18 protein-coding genes are annotated in these 17,510 nt (G+C 67.0%); 2 read left to right on the top strand and 16 right to left on the bottom strand.

Features of this window, described 5'->3' with window-relative positions:
- Positions 1-147: 147 nt before the first annotated feature.
- From KY499_RS01725 to KY499_RS01665, 13 genes are all read right to left on the bottom strand, one after another.
- On the bottom strand, positions 148-663 hold the full coding sequence (locus KY499_RS01725) for a tetratricopeptide repeat protein (protein WP_219886105.1): 516 nt from the start codon (positions 661-663) through the stop codon (positions 148-150).
- Positions 663-1,754, bottom strand: coding sequence for a 3-dehydroquinate synthase (aroB, locus tag KY499_RS01720; RefSeq protein WP_219886104.1), 1,092 nt, complete (start codon positions 1,752-1,754; stop codon positions 663-665). The genes KY499_RS01725 and aroB overlap by 1 nt, the downstream gene beginning before the upstream one ends.
- Positions 1,754-2,290 carry a shikimate kinase gene (locus tag KY499_RS01715; protein ID WP_219886889.1) on the bottom strand — a complete coding sequence of 179 codons (537 nt, stop codon included), beginning with the start codon at positions 2,288-2,290 and terminating at the stop codon, positions 1,754-1,756. Before KY499_RS01715 ends, aroB begins: the two co-directional genes overlap by 1 nt.
- A gap of 80 nt (positions 2,291-2,370) precedes the next feature.
- Positions 2,371-3,570 (bottom strand): chorismate synthase, encoded by a 1,200-nt coding sequence (aroC, locus tag KY499_RS01710; protein WP_123254758.1) that lies wholly within the window; start codon positions 3,568-3,570, stop codon positions 2,371-2,373.
- A gap of 26 nt (positions 3,571-3,596) precedes the next feature.
- Entirely contained in the window at positions 3,597-4,505 is a 909-nt protein-coding gene (locus KY499_RS01705) for a shikimate dehydrogenase (protein ID WP_219886103.1), read from the bottom strand.
- The gene (mltG, locus tag KY499_RS01700) at positions 4,502-6,184 is read right to left on the bottom strand and encodes an endolytic transglycosylase MltG (RefSeq protein ID WP_219886102.1); all 1,683 of its coding nucleotides are present in this window, start codon (positions 6,182-6,184) and stop codon (positions 4,502-4,504) included. Before mltG ends, KY499_RS01705 begins: the two co-directional genes overlap by 4 nt.
- Complete coding sequence (gene ruvX / locus KY499_RS01695; RefSeq protein WP_219886101.1) at positions 6,181-6,795, bottom strand: Holliday junction resolvase RuvX; 615 nt, start codon at positions 6,793-6,795, stop codon at positions 6,181-6,183. The genes mltG and ruvX overlap by 4 nt, the downstream gene beginning before the upstream one ends.
- 11 nt (positions 6,796-6,806) lie before the next feature.
- Positions 6,807-9,485, bottom strand: a complete 2,679-nt coding sequence (alaS, locus tag KY499_RS01690; protein ID WP_219886100.1) for an alanine--tRNA ligase — start codon at positions 9,483-9,485, stop codon at positions 6,807-6,809.
- Positions 9,486-9,631: 146 nt separating this feature from the next.
- Positions 9,632-9,874, bottom strand: coding sequence for a DUF6167 family protein (locus KY499_RS01685; protein ID WP_219886099.1), 243 nt, complete (start codon positions 9,872-9,874; stop codon positions 9,632-9,634).
- Between the two features lie 20 nt (positions 9,875-9,894).
- On the bottom strand, positions 9,895-10,269 hold the full coding sequence (locus KY499_RS01680) for a DUF948 domain-containing protein (RefSeq protein WP_219886098.1): 375 nt from the start codon (positions 10,267-10,269) through the stop codon (positions 9,895-9,897).
- Positions 10,270-10,436: 167 nt separating this feature from the next.
- Positions 10,437-11,063, bottom strand: coding sequence for a 30S ribosomal protein S4 (gene rpsD, locus KY499_RS01675; protein ID WP_123254752.1), 627 nt, complete (start codon positions 11,061-11,063; stop codon positions 10,437-10,439).
- A 243-nt stretch (positions 11,064-11,306) separates the two neighbouring features.
- Positions 11,307-11,705 carry a cupin domain-containing protein gene (locus tag KY499_RS01670; protein ID WP_123254751.1) on the bottom strand — a complete coding sequence of 133 codons (399 nt, stop codon included), beginning with the start codon at positions 11,703-11,705 and terminating at the stop codon, positions 11,307-11,309.
- Between the two features lie 203 nt (positions 11,706-11,908).
- Complete coding sequence (locus KY499_RS01665) at positions 11,909-13,321, bottom strand: replication-associated recombination protein A (protein ID WP_123254750.1); 1,413 nt, start codon at positions 13,319-13,321, stop codon at positions 11,909-11,911.
- 54 nt (positions 13,322-13,375) lie between these two features.
- On the opposite strand from KY499_RS01665, the gene KY499_RS01660 reads away from it, so the two are divergent.
- Positions 13,376-14,032, top strand: coding sequence for an acVLRF1 family peptidyl-tRNA hydrolase (locus KY499_RS01660; protein ID WP_123254749.1), 657 nt, complete (start codon positions 13,376-13,378; stop codon positions 14,030-14,032).
- Between the two features lie 114 nt (positions 14,033-14,146).
- On the opposite strand, the gene KY499_RS01655 is transcribed toward KY499_RS01660, so the two are convergent.
- The 3 genes from KY499_RS01655 to arsB are packed head-to-tail and all read right to left on the bottom strand — an operon-like array spanning position 14,147 to position 17,049.
- A complete protein-coding gene (locus tag KY499_RS01655; protein WP_123254748.1) occupies positions 14,147-15,502 on the bottom strand; it encodes an FAD-dependent oxidoreductase in 1,356 nt (451 codons plus the stop codon).
- Positions 15,503-15,514: 12 nt separating this feature from the next.
- The gene (locus tag KY499_RS01650) at positions 15,515-15,925 is read right to left on the bottom strand and encodes an arsenate reductase ArsC (RefSeq protein ID WP_123254747.1); all 411 of its coding nucleotides are present in this window, start codon (positions 15,923-15,925) and stop codon (positions 15,515-15,517) included.
- Entirely contained in the window at positions 15,922-17,049 is a 1,128-nt protein-coding gene (arsB, locus tag KY499_RS01645; protein ID WP_123254746.1) for an ACR3 family arsenite efflux transporter, read from the bottom strand. Before arsB ends, KY499_RS01650 begins: the two co-directional genes overlap by 4 nt.
- Before the next feature lie 93 nt (positions 17,050-17,142).
- Between arsB and KY499_RS01640 the strand changes: the two genes are divergently transcribed.
- On the top strand, positions 17,143-17,493 hold the full coding sequence (locus KY499_RS01640; RefSeq protein ID WP_123254745.1) for a metalloregulator ArsR/SmtB family transcription factor: 351 nt from the start codon (positions 17,143-17,145) through the stop codon (positions 17,491-17,493).
- Positions 17,494-17,510: the final 17 nt, after the last annotated feature.

Below are 17,510 nucleotides of genomic sequence, written 5' to 3'. Positions count from 1 at the left end.
CTGGTTTCGTTTCCGGCGGGGTCGAGCTGCCGGCCGGGTATGTCAGGCGGGCATGCCAAACGGCATGCCCGCTCGTATTATCAAAAATCCAAAACTTATTCTACCGGTTTCCCGGGAGGCCTGCCCGACGCGGCCCCCGGACGGACCTTAGCTGGCCTGTTCGAGCACATGCCTGGCACGCTGCAGCGCCACGGTGGACGCGTAGATCAGGGCAGCGTCGTCGGAAGCGGCCACCCGAAGATCCAGTGCCGCTGCGAGGCTGTCCACGGCGGCGGCGATGTTCCCCACCGCGAAGTGCGAGCGGCCCTGGTGCTGCAGGACGGCTGCCTCCTGCAGGGTGCCCTGCGTCTCAGCCAGCAACTGGGCATAGAGCTCCGCGGATGCGTCCAGCCGGTTGGCCATGCGCAGCAGAACGGCTTCAAAGAGGCGCAGACGAATCGCGCTCGGCTGCCGGCAACGGGCCGAGGCCAGCAGTTCCGCAGCCTCAGCCGTCCGACCCTCAACGAGTCGGACGTAGATCAGGTCTGCGGGATCCGTGGATGCAGCCAAGGCCGCGGCGCACGATTCCGCATTAACAACCTCCGGGAGCAGACTTTCCGGGTTGATTTTTATGCCTGTAAATCCCGACTCGGGCCATTCGCTGGAGGATGCGGCCAGGAGCATCAGGAGGCGATTTCCTGGTAGGCGGCGAACAGCAGAGAGGTGTCAGGGACGTCCAGGATCCCCGGCTTGGCCACGCCGTCGAGCACCACGAAACGCAGCAGGTCGCCCCGCGACTTCTTGTCCCGGCGCATGCCGTCCAGCAGCGCCTGCCAGCGGTCCCGGCGGTAGGTGATGGGCAGGCCCAGGCTTTCCAGGATGCTGCGGTGCCGGTCGGCGTCGGCGTCGCTGAGGCGCCCGACACTGCGGGCCAGCTCGGCGGCGAACATCATGCCCACGGACACGGCGGCCCCGTGCCGCCAGGAGTACCGTTCGGCGAGTTCAATCGCGTGGCCCAGGGTGTGTCCGTAATTGAGGATCTCACGCCGCCCGGATTCCTTAAGGTCCTCGGAGACGACCTCGGCTTTGACGCTGATGGCCCGCTCGATCAACTCCCGCAGGAGCGCCGACCGGGGGTCGGCGACGGCGGCCGTGTCCTTTTCGATCAGGTCCAGGATTATCGGGTCGGCGATGAATCCGCATTTGATCACCTCGGCCATGCCGGAGATGAGTTCATTTTTCGGCAGCGTGTCCAGGGTGTCAAGGTCAGCGAGCACACCGGCCGGCGGGTGGAACGCGCCAACGAGGTTTTTGCCTTCGGCGGTGTTGATGCCGGTCTTGCCGCCGACGGCCGCATCCACCATGCCGAGCAGGCTGGTGGGCATGTGAATGACCTTGACGCCGCGCAGCCAGGTGGCCGCGACGAAACCGCCGAGATCGGTCACGGCGCCGCCGCCGACGGTGACCACGGCATCGGAGCGGGTGAAGTCGTTTTGCCCCAGAACCTGCCAGCAGAAGGAGGCGACCTCGATGTGTTTGCCTTCTTCGGCATCCGGTATCTCGGCAGTCAGGGCGTTGAATCCGGCCGCGGCCAGCTCTTCCCGGACGGTGTCGCCGGTGAGGCGCAGCGCGCGCGGGTGGATAACGAGGACGCGTTGGACCCGCTCCCCCAGGAGTGCCGGCAGGCTGGCCAGCAGTCCGCGGCCCACTACGACGTCGTAGTTTTCACCGGGGGTGGTGCCGGTGACCTTGATGACGGTTGATTCGGTATTCACTAGTCAACTTTCTTTGTTGCCGCTGGCATGGGAGCGACGGCGGCCGTCTCGGCGGCGTACCCCTGCAGCGCATTTTCGAGCCGGCGCGTCAGCTCAGGAACGGTACCGCTGCGGACATCGAGAACAAGATTGGCGAGCCGTTCATAGACCGGCTTCCGCGCGGCGAACAGAGTCTGCCACCGGCCAATGGCATCGCCCGCCAGGAGCGGCCGGACGGAATTTCTCGCGATGCGTTCTGCGACGGTGGCGGCGTCGCATTCGAGATAGACCACCATGCACCGGCCGAGGAGCTGTTGGGTGCCCGAGTCCAGGACCGCTCCGCCGCCGAGTGAAATGACGGCGCTGTTGCCCAGTGATTGTTCAATGGCCTGGGCAACGGCACGCGCCTCGATCTCGCGGAATGCCGGCTCACCCCTCCTGGCGAAAATCTCCGCAATGGGACCGTGCTGACCGACCACGAGATCGTCGGTGTCCACGAACGTTGCGGCCCGGTGATTGGCCAGCTGCCGTCCGATGGCCGACTTGCCGACGGCCATCGGTCCGATCAGGACGATCGGCGTCGCTGCCGTGAACTCCTGCCCTGCAGCGCCGGGCCGGTCGTTACCCCGTGCCCGCACTAGTGCCCGATCGAGTCCAGGGACGCCGGAATGCTGCCCAGGTACCCCTTGATGTTCCGGGCGGTCTCCGCGACGGAGTCTCCGCCGAACTTCTCGGCCACGGCCTCTGCCAGGACCAGTGCGACCATGGCTTCGGCGACAACCCCGGCGGCCGGGACGGCACAGACGTCCGAGCGCTGGTGATGGGCCTTGGCCGCCTCCCCGGTGCTGACGTCAATGGTCTTGAGCGCCCGGGGAACGGTGGCGATCGGTTTCATGGCAGCCCGCACCCGCAGCACGTCGCCGATGCTCATGCCGCCTTCGATCCCGCCGGCGCGGTTGCTCGTGCGGATGATCCTGCCGGCGGAGTCTTTGACGATTTCGTCGTGCGCAGCGGAGCCGCGGCGCGCGGCCGTCAGGAAGCCGTCGCCGACCTCCACGCCCTTGATCGCCTGGATACCCATCAGGGCGGCGGCAAGGCGGGAGTCGAGGCGCCGGTCCCAGTGGACGTAGCTGCCCAGTCCCGGCGGCAGGCCGTAGGCGAGCACTTCGACGACGCCGCCGAGGGTTTCGCCTTCTTTGTGCGCGATGTCGACTTCAGCGACCATGGCGTCCGATGTTTCGCGGTCGAAGCAGCGCAGGGGGTCGGTGTCGAGGGCAATCACGTCGCCGGGCAGCGGGAGCGGCCGGCCTTCCGGGACGGCGACACTGGCGATGGAGACGGTGTGGGACACGAGCTCGATGCCCAGCTGCTGCAGGAACGCCGCAGCGACGGTGCCGAGGGCCACACGGGTGGCGGTCTCACGGGCGCTGGCCCGCTCAAGGACGGGGCGGGCCTCGTCGAAGCCGTATTTCTGCATGCCGGTGAAGTCGGCATGGCCGGGCCGGGGCCGGGTCAGCGGGGCGTTACGCGCCTGGTCGGCCAGGATTTCGGGATCAACAGGGTCTGCAGACATGATCTGCTCCCATTTGGGCCATTCGGTGTTGCCGACCTGGATGGCGACGGGGCCGCCCTGGGTCAGCCCGTGACGGACGCCGCCAAGGATCGTGACAACATCCTGCTCAAACTTCATCCGTGCGCCACGGCCGTAGCCGAGGCGGCGCCGTGCCAGTGCCTCACCGATCCGGGCGCTGGTGAGCTCGACACCGGCGGGCACGCCTTCAATAATTCCGACCAGGGCCGGACCATGGGATTCTCCGGCAGTCAACCAACGCAACATACAATCCATCCTGCCATGTCCGGCACTTAGAACACCCGCCGGGGTGCCCCGACTGCGTCACACATCACATCTATGACTTCGGCAGGTACGGCGCCATCCAGTCCGGTGAAGTGGCGCACCTGCTCCACGGCCTGGTAGATGAGCATTTCCAGGCCCGGGACAACTGTCCCGCCTGCGTTCTGCCAGACCGCGGCAATGCGGCTGGGCCACGGATCGTAGGCAACGTCCAGAAGCACCCCGGGCACGGCGGGCGCCGTCCCGGCTTCGGAGCGGCCGGCCAGTTCCTGTATGAGGGCTGCAGCCTGGGGGTCCGCTGCCCGCGGCGGCAGGGTGGAGACTACGACGTCGGCAGCGGCCATGGCGGCCGCCGCACCGGCGATCGGGTACACGTCGATCGGGAACCGGAGCATGGCTGCCGCGGCACGGGCCTCGGCGGCCCGGGTCACGTCCCGCACGTACACGGCGGCGGACGGTGCGCCGAGTTCCTGCAGTGCCGCGATGGCCGCGGCCGCTGTCCCTCCGCCGCCGAGTACAACGGAAGCGGGCCCGGGTGCCACGCCCGCGTACAGCAGGGCGTTGACGATGCCGGTGACGTCGGTGTTGTAGCCGATCAGGCGGGCCGGACCGTCGCTGCGGCTGCCGCGGTCACAGACGACCGTGTTGATTACCCCGAGGGCGAGGGCCACTCCGCGGACCTCATCGACCTCGCCGACCATGGCGGACTTCAGCGGCATCGTCACGGACAACCCGCGCCAGCCTTCTCCGGCTTCTACTTCGTGCCGCACCCGGGCCATAAAATCCGGCAGTGCTGCTGCCGTGACGTCGATGGCCGTGTAGCCGATCTCCGCGGTCAGCGACGCGTAGGCGGCCTGATGGAGCGCCGGGGACTTTGAGTGGCCGATCGGATGGCCCAGGACGGCCGCCCGTTGCCTCATACGCAGCGTCCGGGGTTGTCGTTGCACCACGCGTTGTACTGTGCCACGTAGACGTTGTGCTGGGCCAGGGTGCGGGAGAACTTGGTTTCCTTGGTGTCCAGGTTAATGGTCACCCAGTACATGTAGTCGTTGGAGGTGGGCTTGGCGGCGGCGTCGATAGCCGTCTTGCCGGGCGATCCAATGGGTCCGGCAGGCAGCCCGGTGTTGGCGTACGTGTTGTACGGGTTGGTTTTGTCGGCCTTCTGGTCTTCATCGATGTAGAAGCTCCTGATGCCGAGCCCGTACGTGACGGTGGCATCGGACTGGATGAGTCCATTGGTTTCGGTATTGGTGGGCTTGAGCCGGTTGTAAATGGCTCCCGCAACATCGCCGTACTCGGCCTGGCCGCCTTCCGCCTGCACGATGCTGGCGACGGTGACGACGTCATACTGCTTGGCCGGATCGGTGATGCCTTGTGCCTTGAGTTCGTCCAGGGTGGTTGTGACGAGCTTCTGCAGGATGTCCGTGGCGGACGTGCCGAGCGGGAACCGGTATTCCCCCGGGGCAAGGAAGCCCTCGAGGTTTTTCGCCCGGCTCGGGACACCGAACTGGCCGGGGTCGTTGCTGAGGGCTGTCAGTTCGGGGACGGAGACTCCGGTGCCCTCGGAGATAGCCTGGAGCGATTCGTTGACGCGCAACCCGGCACTCAAGGCGATGTACATAACCTTGCCCTGTTCCCTGTCCAGCAGAACCGCGACGGCGTCCGAGTTCTTCATCTCTTCGCGCATCGAAAAGTCGCCCGGGCTCAGGGCACCGCCGGCTGCCATGAAATCCTTGAGGAAGGCATCGGCGCTGGCCACGACGTTTTTCGCGCGCAGTTCATCGGCGACCGCCTTGGCACCGGACCCCGGCGGCACGGTGATCGTCACCTCGCCGGTTCCGGGGCCCGGGTAATCTGCCACCGCATCGGCCCCGAGCAGGGGTTTCAGTAACTGCGAACCCACGGAAAACGCCACAACAAAAAGGGTCAGGGTCAGGACCAGTGCCAGGAAACGGCGCCGCCGCCGGATCTTCTTGGACGGTCCCTTGGGGGCACGGCTGGCAGCGCGCGCCATCAGGTCCTCTCCGTCGTCGCCGTGATACTCGACGCCGGCCTGCCCGTCAGGTGAGTACGTGCCTGCCGGGTGGAGCCCGGCGTCCTGATAAACATAATGCGCCTCTGTTTCGGCGTACGGGCCAGTGGGCGCGTCCTCATGGTGGTCGTAGTACCCGTTGTCCGCTGCCGGGGCCGGATTGTCAGCCGCGACGGTATACAGTGCCGTGGTTTCCGGTTCGTGCACCGTGGGTGCGGCCTGCGGGTGGTCCCGGGAATCAATCGCCGGCTCGTCTCCGGCGTCTCCGGGATAGGATTCACCGGGAGCGTCAGCCGGCGGTTGCGCAGGCTGCATCATCGTCTGCGGGTCTGCCGGCTGCGGCAGAGAAGGCTCCGGCCGCGCAGGCTCCGGCTTGGATGGCATCTGCTGCGCAGGCTCCGGCGGTGTCGGGTCCCCGGCCGGGCCGGTTTCGAAGGCCTGCGGCGGGATGATGCTTTGCCCTTGGGTGGTCTGGAGCTTCTCCCTGGCCCTGATCTCCTTGCGAGTCAGCGGTCGGCCGCCGCCAGAAACCTCACCGGCGGAGTCATCACTGTTGACGGGGCTCACTGTAGCCTTCCATGGTCCGAGGATCGTGTGTGTTCTGCCGGCTCTTGCTCTGCCGGCGCGTGCACCGCCGTTTCGGCGGCTGCGCCATCTCCTGCCGGCCCCGGAACGGGCTCCGCGTTGACGCGGACCCCGACCTCCGTCCCCCTGGCCTTTTGCATATCGATTGCATGTTGCAGGATACCCGCGGCCGCAACCTGATCCACCACTTTACGGTGATCCCTGCTGCTCATGCCAGCCTGATGCAGGTTGCGGTGGGCCGTTACGGTACTGAGCCGCTCATCCACCAGACGCACGGGCACTTTAGATCCGGCGCCCCGGAGGGCTCCGGCCAGCAGCGTCGCGTACTCGGTGGCCATCCGTGCGGAGGCGTGTTCCTCGCCCTTCATCGTCCGCGGCAACCCGACGAAAATCTCCACGGCATCCAGCTCGGCGGCGAGTGCCGCGAGGATGCGCACGTCCGTGTTTTTCTTCGCATTGCGTGCCAGGGTGCGCAGCGGGGTCGCCAAAATGCCATCCCGGTCGCAGACGGCGACTCCCACACGGACGGTTCCGACGTCCACCCCCAGTTTCACACCGTGGGGGTAGTCGGGGGGCGCGGCAGCTTCAGTCACGGAGAGTCCCGTTATCGGCGGGTGATGGAATCCACGACGGCGCTGAGGGCAGCACCGACCTTGGATGCGTCGGTGCCGCCGCCCTGGGCGACGTCGTCCTTGCCACCGCCGCCGCCGCCGAGGATGCCGGCCGCGAGGCGGACGAGCGCGCCGGCCTTCACTCCGGCGGCGCGGGCAGCGTCATTGGTGGCGATCAGGATCACCGGGCGGTCGTTGCTGACGCCGGCGACGGCGACAGCGCTGGCTGCGGACCCGAGCCGGGCACGCAGATCCAGGGCGAGGCCGCGGAGGTCATCGGCGCCGCTGACCTGGCCGGCGTCGTGGGAGATGACTGCGATGCCCGCGGCGTCCGTGGCCGTTCCGACGAGCTGCGCGGCAGCGGCCGAGAGCTGCGACTTGCGGAGCCGCTCAAGTTCTTTCTCGGCCGTCTTGAGCTTGGCGAGGGTGCTGGCGATCCGGTCCGTGAGCAGCCCTGAGGGGACCTTGAGCATTTCGGTGAGTTCGGTGACGAGGGCGCGTTCGGCGGCGAGGTGGCGGAACGCGTCCATCCCGACGAACGCCTCCACGCGGCGGTTTCCCGAGCCGACGGACTGTTCACCGAGCAGGGACAGGCTGCCGATCAGGGACGTGTTGTCGACGTGGGTGCCGCCGCACAGTTCCCGGGACCAGTCGCCGTCGATCTCCACGACGCGGACTTCGTTGCCGTAGTTCTCGCCGAAGAGGGCCATGGCTCCAAGTTCCTTGGCTTCGGCGAGGCCCATCACCTTCGTTTCGACCCGGAAGTTGTTCCGGATGGCGATGTTGGAAACTTCCTCAATTTCGGAGCGCGTGGCGGCGCTAAGGCCTTCGCCCCAGGCGAAGTCGAAGCGCAGGTAACCTGCCTTGTTGAAAGAGCCGCGCTGGAGCGCTTCCGGGCCAAGAACCTGGTGCAGGGCGGCGTGCACGATGTGGGTGCCGGTGTGGGCCTGCTCGGCGGCGTGGCGGCGTTCCCGGTCCACGGCGGCCTGGACCATTGAATCGGCGCCGATTTCGCCCTCCCGGACGATGGCCTTGTGAACGCTCAGGCCCTTGATCGGGCGCTGGACGTCCAGGACCTCGACGACGAAGCCGTCTCCGGTGATAAGCCCGGTGTCGGCGGACTGGCCGCCTGCTTCGGCGTAGAACGGTGTCTCGGCCAGGACGAGTTCGATTTCATCGCCCGTGGAGGCCTGGTTGACCTTTCGGCCACCGGAGAGAAGACCGCGGACCTTTGATTCGCCCTGGAGCTCGGTGTACCCGGTGAAGACGGTTTCGCCGGCGGCCAGCAGTTCCTGGAAAGCGGAGAGGTCGGCGTGGGCGCCCTTCTTGCCCTTGGCGTCGGCCTGGGCGCGCTGGCGCTGTTCCAGCATGAGCTTGCGGAATTCGGGTTCGTCAACCTTGAGCCCGGCTTCCTCGGCCATTTCGAGGGTGAGGTCGATCGGGAAGCCGTAAGTGTCGTGCAGGGCGAAGGCGTCGGCGCCGGACAGCGGCTGGCCGGCGGCTTTGGACTCCTGGACGGCGTCCTCAAGCCGGGCCGTGCCCGAGGCGATGGTCCGCAGGAACGCTTTCTCCTCCGCGTAGGCGATCCGGCTGATGCGGTCGAAGTCGGTCTCGACGATCGGGTAGACGCCCTTCATGGCGTCCCGGGATGCCGGCAGCAGGTCCGGCAGGCAGGCTTTCTCGACGCCAAGCAGCCGCATGGAGCGCACAGCACGGCGGATCAGGCGGCGCAGCACGTAACCGCGGCCTTCGTTGGACGGGCTGACGCCGTCAGCGATCAGCATCAGCGCGGACCGGATGTGGTCGCCAACGACGCGCATCCGGACGTCGTCCGTGTGGTGCGGGTCCGCGGTCGTTTCGGCCGAGGTGTAGTCCTTGCCGGAGAGTTCGGCGGCTTTGTCGATCACGGGCCGGACTTGGTCGGTCTCGTACATGTTTTCAACGCCCTGCAGGATCATCGCGAGACGCTCCATGCCGAGGCCGGTGTCAATGTTCTTCTTGGGCAGCTCACCGGTGATGTCGAAGTCGACCTTGGAGCGGACGTTGTCGATCTGGTACTGCATAAACACGAGGTTCCAGATTTCGATATACCGGGTCTCGTCGGCCAGAGGACCGCCCTCGATGCCGTAGGCAGGACCGCGGTCGTAATAGATCTCCGAGCAGGGACCGGCCGGGCCCGGCTGGCCGGTGGACCAGTAGTTATCGGCCTTGCCCATCCGCTGAATGCGTTCAGCGGGGACTCCGGTGTTCTTGAGCCACAGTTCCTTGGCTTCGTCGTCTTCTTCGTAGACGGTGACCCAGAGCCGCTCGGGCGGCAGCCCGTAGCCGCCGTCGTCGACGCCGGTGGTCAGCAGCTCCCACGCGAACTTGATGGCGTCTTCCTTGAAGTAGTCGCCGAAGGAGAAGTTTCCGCACATCTGGAAGAACGTGCCGTGGCGTGCGGTTTTGCCGACTTCCTCGATGTCGCCGGTGCGGATGCACTTTTGAACGCTGGTGGCCCGGTTGTAGGGGGCTTCCTCACGGGCGGTCAGGTACGGGATGAACGGGACCATGCCGGCCACCGTGAACAGCAGGGAAGGGTCGCTGGAGACCAGTGAGGCGGAGGGAACCGCCGTGTGGCCCTTGCTGACAAAAAAGTCGATCCAGCGCTTGGTGATCTCCTGCGACTTCATGAGCTGTTTTCTTACCCTTCAGTATTCACTGCGTAATGGGGTCCCGGGCATCGTCCGCGGGACAGGTGGAGTTCCGGCATGGACCCGGCCGTGGCGGCCGCACCGGGATGCCCTTCCGGGCACCGTTATGACTAATTCTCTCCCGGCTAGCGCCGGTCCGCATCCCGGCCGGAGCCCGTCGCGTCCACGCCGAGGGCGGAACGGAGCTCGGTTTCCCGCTCGCTCATGCCGTCCCGGACTGCGTCGGCGAAGTCGTAGAACCCGTCGGCGAGCCGCCCGACGGCGCGGTTCAGGCCCTCGGGACCGAGGGCGGACTGTGCCTCGGTGATCTTACGGAAAGCTATGACGCCGATCGCGACGCCGATGCCCATCCAGATAATTCTCTTCATGTCAGGTTCTCCAGCAGTGCTTAGCGGCTACGGCGGCCGGTGGCGGGTTTTTTCCTGGCGCTGAACGCCGAACGGACGCCGTAGCTGAAGGCGGCCACCTTGATCAGTGGCGACCCGACGGTCGCGGCCACGAGCGAGGACAGGGCAGAAATGTTCGCCGACGCGTCCGAGACGTTTGAGGCGATCCCGTCGACCTTCTTCAACTGCTCGTTGGTGGTGGAGACAGTGGCGGTGACTTCGTCCAGCAGCGGCGTGGCGCCATCGCTGAGTGAGCGGATGGAACCGCGCACCTCGTCAAAGACGGCTCCGAGCTTGAGAATCGGGACGGCCAGCAACAGAACCAGCAGTGCAAACACTCCGGCCGCTACCAGGCCGGCAATATCGCCACCAGACATCGTCAATCATCTCCTTGGACTGCAGTGGTTACCTGCGTTGTGCGTCAATTCCCCGGGGGGATTGGCTGCAGGACGCATCCGGCAACCCGGGAACTCCCCCCAGTACCTTACATACAAAGAAGCCCGTGGCGCTTGCCACGGGCTTCTTTGTAGGTCGTGCCTTGGATCTAGCGTGCGTAGAATTCCACGACGAGCTGCTCTTCGCAGGTTACGGGAACTTCGGAGCGCTTCGGGCGGCGCACCAGGCGGGCCTGCAGGGCGTCAAGCTTGACGTCCAGGTAGGCCGGAACCATGGGCAGAACGTCGCGGTGGGCGCCTGCTGCTGCGACCTGGAACGGAGCCATGGTCTCGCTGCGGCTGTGGACGTGGACCAGCTGGCCCTCGCCGACGCGGAAGGACGGGCGGTCAACGCGGATGCCGTCAACCATGATGTGACGGTGCACAACCAGCTGGCGGGCTGATGCGATGGTGCGGGCGAAACCGGCACGCAGCACGAGGGCGTCGAGACGCATTTCGAGCAGTTCGATCAGGTTTTCGCCGGTCAGGCCCTTGGTGCGGCGTGCTTCTTCGAAGGCACGGGTCATCTGGGCTTCGCGGATACCGTACTGGGCGCGCAGACGCTGCTTTTCGCGCAGACGTACGGCGTAGTCGGAGTCCTGCTTCTTACGGGCACGGCCATGCTCACCGGGGCCGTACGGGCGGCGCTCCATGTACTTGGCGGCCTTGGGGGTCAGAGCGATGCCGAGTGCACGCGAAAGGCGTGCGGTGCGGCGAGCACGAGTGTTGTTAGCCACTTGTGTCCTTCCAATATCTGCGGTGTGTCAGTGTTACTGGCCTCCACGATGGAGAGCATCGGCCAACCGCTGCCTTTTGCTACTGGGCACAGGGCACCGCCGGATCAAATCAGGGATTTGGTGGGGAGCGCGTCTGTGCCTTGCCAGACAAAGATCAATCCTACCATGAGGGGCCCGGCGCAGTCCGCGCCTGACCTGGCGCGGACCCGCTGCGGGAGGCGACGTGTCGGGAACACGCCGAGGTTACAGCCGCGAGTGGGCGCCCCGGCTGCTTCGCCGGCCGAAGGAGGCCGCCCCGAGGAACTCCACGGCCACGAACGGTTCCTGCCCGACCACCCATTCGTCGTGGCCCGGGGGGATCGCGTAAGTGTCATTGGCGTGGATCTTTGAGCGCAGGCCGTCGGCCGTTGCTATTTCCAGCTCGCCCGAGATGCAGAATCCAAGATGGTGGTGCTGACAGGAGTCGGTCTGTTCGTATTGCCTGATGTCCCCTGACCACCGCCATCCCGGGTCAAGGACCAGCCGTGCGACCGTGTAGTCGTTCACGGTGACCAGGTCGAACTCTGCCTTGTCAGGGCGGCGCTTCCGGTCCGGGGTGTCGAATGACTTGATGGCCATGGCTGTGACGCAATTTACGGGCATGGGACCCTACCTGGGGCTCAAAGTGTTCGCGGGGATGGAACGTGATTCCGCCGGCCCGTCGGGGTCGCTGATGTGGCTTCCGGCGATGCGTGTCGCTGTCCCCGGCGCCGCACAAGCGGTCAGCAGATTCATGCCGCCGCAGTTTCCACGTTAGACCTCCGTGGGCGGAAGTCAACGGTGGGCTCAGCCGGTGTAGCCGCCCCTCAGGTTCCGCGGATGATGTTCCGCAGCCGTTCCAGCCGGGGGGCGATTTCCCGTTCCGCGCCGTTGGCCGTGGGCTGGTAGTAGTCGCGGCCCACCAGGTCATCGGGTGGGTACTGCTGCGCGGCCACTGAGTGCGGGGCGTCGTGGGCGTACTTGTAGCCCTGGCCGTGGCCGAGCTGCTTGGATCCGGGATAGTGGGCGTCCCGGAGGTGGGCCGGGATGCCGTTGCCCAGGCCGGCCCGGACATCGGCAATGGCCTGGTTGATGCCCAGATAGGCTGCGTTGGATTTGGGGGCCGTGGCCAGGTGCACCACGGCCTCCGCCAGGACAATCCGGCCCTCGGGCATACCGATCAGCTGGACGGCCTGGGCTGCTGCGACGGCGGTCTGGAGCGCCGTCGGATCGGCCATGCCGATGTCCTCGGCCGCCGAGATGACAATCCTCCGGGCCACAAACCGGGGGTCCTCCCCCGCCTCCAGCATCCGGGCCAGATAATGCAGTGCCGCGTCAACATCGGAGCCGCGGATGGATTTGATGAAAGCGCTGGCGACGTCGTAGTGCTGGTCACCGGCCCGGTCATAGCGCACGGCCGCGACATCGAGCGCCCGCTCCGTGTGCTTGAGCTCGATCAGGACGGTGGTCTCTGCTGACGCGTCGTCGGCGTCGCCGAATGCGACCCCCGCAGCGGCCTCAAGCGCGGTCAGGGCCCGGCGTGCGTCCCCGCCGGAGAGCCGGACCAGGTGGGCGAGAGCCTCGGCGCTGAGCTCCACCCGGGCACTGAGTCCACGGACGTCCGTGACCGCACGGTGCAGGAGTCCCTCGACATCGGCGTCGGTCAGTGGCTTGAGGGTGAGCAGCAGCGACCGGGACAGGAGCGGCGACACAACGGAGAAGGACGGATTCTCGGTGGTGGCGGCGACGAGCACCACCCATCGGTTCTCGACGCCGGGCAGCAGCGCGTCCTGCTGGGCCTTGTTGAAGCGGTGGATCTCGTCAAGGAAAAGCACCGTGGTGGTCTTGAACAGGTCCCGGGCGGTCAGGGCCTCATCCATCACCCGGCGCACGTCTTTTACGCCGGCTGTGATGGCGGAGAGCTCGACGAACTTCCGGCCGGGTCCCTTGGCAATGACATGCGCGAGGGTGGTCTTACCCGTCCCCGGGGGGCCCCACAGGATGAGGGAGCTCGGACCTGCGGGGCCGGTGGCGTCGGTCCCGGCCGCCAGTTGCCGCAGCGGCGATCCCTGGCCCAGCAGGTGCTGCTGTCCCACCACGTCATCGAGCGTCCGGGGCCGCATCCGGACGGCCAGCGGGCTGCGCGGCGAAGCGGGGCCGCCTGAGGTCCGGGGCGCCGCGGAGGATCCATCGGCGTCGCCGTCGTCGTCGTCGGGTCCGGTGCCAAAGAGATCATCCACATAGATAGGCTACTTCTAGTTTCCACGGACAAGGTTCAGGCAGAGGGTGCACTTATGGCAGTTAACGACGGTTCGACCACCCGGGTGGCATTTGTCTCCGGCGACCGGCTTGCCGGCTGGGTGGAGCGGTTCAGCACCGCCCATGGCACGCCTGTCCTGACCGACGTCGACGGCGGGCTGCAGCTGGGTGCGCCGGATGGCGCCGTCGCCCTGCTTCAACCGCCGTGGCCGGCGGACGGACGGCCCGGACGCGGCAGCGACGTTCTGGCCCGCCTGATTTCCCTCGCCGGACAGCCCCGCTGCATCGGCGCGGTCCTGGTCCGGCGCGGCGGATATTCCGTGGCAGTTATTCGCGACGGGGAGATCCTGGCGTCCAAAACCGGCACCGGCCGGATCCAAGGGCGCCCGTCCACGGGCGGCTCGTCCCAGCAACGCATGGCACGGCGCCGCGCCAATCAGGCCGATGCCTTGGCCGGGGTCGTCGCTGAACACGCTGCCAGGATCTTCGCGGACCACCGGGTAGAGTATGTGGCGCCCGGCGGGGACCGGCCGTTGCTGGAGCTCGTCCTCGCCGAACCCGCGCTGAAACGCTACGCCGCGCTGGCCAGGCTGCGGTTCCTGGACGTCCCGGATCCCAAGGCCGCCGCGCTGAAGACCGCCGCTGCCCAGGCCTGCGCGGTGCGGATCCTCGTCACGGATCCTTTACCCTAGCCTGTTCCGCCGCCATTCCGGGACCGTCGGGACAGCGGCGGGTTGACCCGCGCTCCGCTCCGGGGCGCGGTCCCGCAGTGGCGGTCACCCGTTCAGTTGCCGCCCGCGGGGCCGTCAGACAGCCTGGTTGGGGAGCCCGACCAGCACTGGTTCCGGGGTGCCGCAGCAGCTGTCCTCCGCCGGTTCTGCCGTCGGAACGGCGGGGTCGTCGCCACGGGTGCCCGCGTCGGTGGAGCAGGCTCCGGTCCCGGGAAATTCCAGCCGGAGGGTGTCCGCTGCTTCCCGGTCCCCCGCCAGGGCCGCGACGACGGAGCGGACCTGCTCGTAGCCGGTGGCGAGCAGGAAGGTCGGCGCCCGGCCGTACGATTTCGTGCCGACAATGTAGAAGTCCTGCTCCGGGTGGGCCAGCAACCGGGCGCCGTGCGGCGGGACGGTACCGCAGGAGTGGAATTCGGGGTCGATCAGCGGGCCGAGCTGCCGCGGCGCTTCCACAGCAGGGTCAAGGTCAAGCCGGAGTTCGCGGAGGATGCCCAGGTCCGGGCGGAAGCCGGTGCAGGGCACCACGACGTCGACGTCCAAGGTCCGGCCGTCAACAGCTGCGACCCTTACCTGCGCGGCGCGGGCCGTCAGCGAGCTGATGCCGAAGCCGGTGTGCAGCTCGACGGTTCCGGCCTCGACGAGCCGGCGCAGCCGGCTCCCGAGCTGCCCGCGTGCCGGCAGTCCATCGGCGTCGCCCCCGCCGAGGACCTTCCCGGCGGAGGCACCGCGGACGGTCCACAGGATCCGGGTCTGCGGTTCTTCTTTGGCCAGGCCGGCGAGGCTGATGAGTGTGTTGGCGGCGGAGTGCCCGGCGCCGACGACCAGGACGCGACGTCCGGCGAAGGATGCGCGGTCCCGGCCTGTGACGTCCGGCAGCGGTGCGGAGATCCAGGTCCCCGCGGCGTCTTCTCCGGTGGCGGGCAGCCCGGAGGTTCCGAGCGGGTTGCGGGTGTGCCAGGTGCCGGAGGCGTCGATGACGGCAGCGACGGTGTGGTCCCGGGTGCCGCCGTCCGCGTGCTCGACGCGAACAATGAAGGGCGCGGCCTCGCGGCTGCGGCTGTGGGTCTTGTCCAGCCCGGCACGGGTCACCGCAAGAACCCTGGCGCCTGTGTGCAGCCGTGGGCTGATGACGGGAAGGGCGGCCAGCGGCGCCAGGTACTGGTCGATCAGGTCTCCGCCGTACGGAAGCGCGGTGGGTCGCGGCGCTTCCCATCCGGCGGCCTCCAGCAGCCGGACGGAGGCGGCGTCGATGTTGATCCGCCAGGGAGAGAAGAGCCGGATGTGGCGCCATTGTTCAATGGCGGCACCGGCGGCGGGCCCGGCTTCGAAGATCAAGGGTTCGAGACCGCGTTTGAGGAGGTGTGCCGCGGCAGCCAGGCCCACGGGGCCGGCGCCGATTACGGCAACGGGAAGTTTGTTGAGTGAATCCAACGTGGCCTCAGTTCATGTCAGGGAGGCGATCAGGGCCTCGATGCGGGTCTTGATCTCGTCCCGGATCGGGCGGACGGCTGCCACGCCCTGCCCGGCGGGGTCCTCCAGAACCCAGTCCTCGTAGCGCTTGCCCGGGAAGTACGGGCATTCATCGCCGCAGCCCATCGTGATCACAACGTCGGATTCTTTAACGGCCTCGGTGGTGAGTATTTTGGGGATTTCGGCGGACATATCGATGCCGAGTTCGGCCATGGCCTCGACGGCGGCGGGGTTGACCTTGTCCGCGGGCTGGGAGCCGGCGGAACGGACCTCGATCGCGCCTTCGCCGAGCGTGGTGAGGAAGGCCGCGGCCATTTGCGACCGGCCCGCGTTGTGGATGCAGACGAACAGGACGGAGGGCTTCTTGCTGGCTTCGGTACTCAAGGTTTTTCTCCTGCAGTTTCTGTCCGGATGGGGCGGAGGTTATCGGGGGTGAAGTAGCGGTCCCTGGTCCACAGGGCCGCGTAAACCAGGGCCACCAGGGCGGGGACTTCGATCAAGGGTCCGACGACGCCGGCAAGCGCCTGCCCCGAGGTCACCCCAAAGGTGCTGATCGCGACGGCGATTGCGAGTTCGAAGTTGTTTCCGGCCGCGGTAAAGGCCAGCGTGGTGGTCTTCGCGTAGCCCAGGTCCAGCAGGCGCCCGGCGAGCATCCCGGCACCGAAGACGACCACGAAGTAGACCAGCAGCGGCAGGGCAATCCGGGCGACATCCAGCGGGCGGGACGTGATGGTGCCGCCCTGCAGGGCGAACAGCAGGGTGATAGTGAACAACAGTCCGTACAGAGCCCAGGGCCCGAGCCGGGGCAGGAACTTGGCCTCGTACCATTGACGTCCCTTGGCTTTCTCGCCGAGGGTGCGGGTCAGGTAACCGGCGAGCAGCGGGATGCCGAGGAAGACCAGGACGGAGCCGGTGATGGCCCAGACAGAGAAGTCGGCGCTGGTGGCGGGCAACCCCAGCCACGCCGGCAGGACCTGCAGGTAGAACCAGCCGAGGGCGCCGAAGGCAAACACCTGGAAGACAGAGTTGATCGCGACCAGCACGGCGGCGGCTTCACGGTCGCCGCAGGCGAGATCATTCCAGATCATCACCATTGCGATGCAGCGCGCCAGGCCCACAATGATCAGGCCCGTGCGGTATTCAGGGAGGTCCGGAAGGAAAATCCAGGCCAGGGCGAACATAAACGCCGGTGCGGCCAGCCAGTTGATCACCAGCGAGGTGATCAGCAGTTTCCGGTCCCCGATAACCCGGTGTGCCTGGTCATAGCGGACTTTCGCCAGCACCGGGTACATCATCACCAGCAGGCCCACCGCGATCGGCAGCGACACTTCGCCGACCTTCACGGAGTCCAGTGCGGTGTTCAGGCCGGGGACAAAATTGCCCAGCAGCAGACCGGCGGCCATCGCGGCGATAATCCAGACGGGCAGGTACCGGTCCAGGGTGGAGAGCCTGCCGGCGACGGCGGCCTCTCCGGACCGTTGCGCCGGTGGGATTGTCTGGATACTCACGGGGCTCCTGCAGATTGGTGAAGATTGATGGTGATCGATATAAAGTATCCGCGGATATATTGATGGATGTCAATATTGTTGGATAATGGTCACATGACCTCACTTCAGACGCCCGCACCGGCTGCCCAACCGGACTGCTGCGTACCCTCGGCCGCACCCGCACTCAACGCCGGGGATGCGCGGCAGAAGGCGCTGATATTTAAGGCACTGGCCGATCCGAATCGGCTGCGCCTGCTCTCTATCGTCAAGGCCGGCGAATCGGGGGAATCCTGCGTCTGCGACCTCACCGAGCCACTGGGGCTGGGTCAGCCGACCGTCTCGCACCATTTGAAGATCCTGGTCGACGCCGGCCTCCTGCACCGCGAAAAGCGGGGTACCTGGGCGTACTACTCGCTGGTTCCCGGAGCGCTGGAGCGGACGGCCGGGCTCCTGGCCACTCTGTGACGGCGGCCGGGCCCGGC

It is taken from the genome of Arthrobacter sp. PAMC25284 (assembly GCF_019443425.1).
Classification (GTDB): domain Bacteria; phylum Actinomycetota; class Actinomycetes; order Actinomycetales; family Micrococcaceae; genus Arthrobacter; species Arthrobacter oryzae_A.
This window is presented reverse-complemented; position numbering and strand designations above follow the sequence as displayed.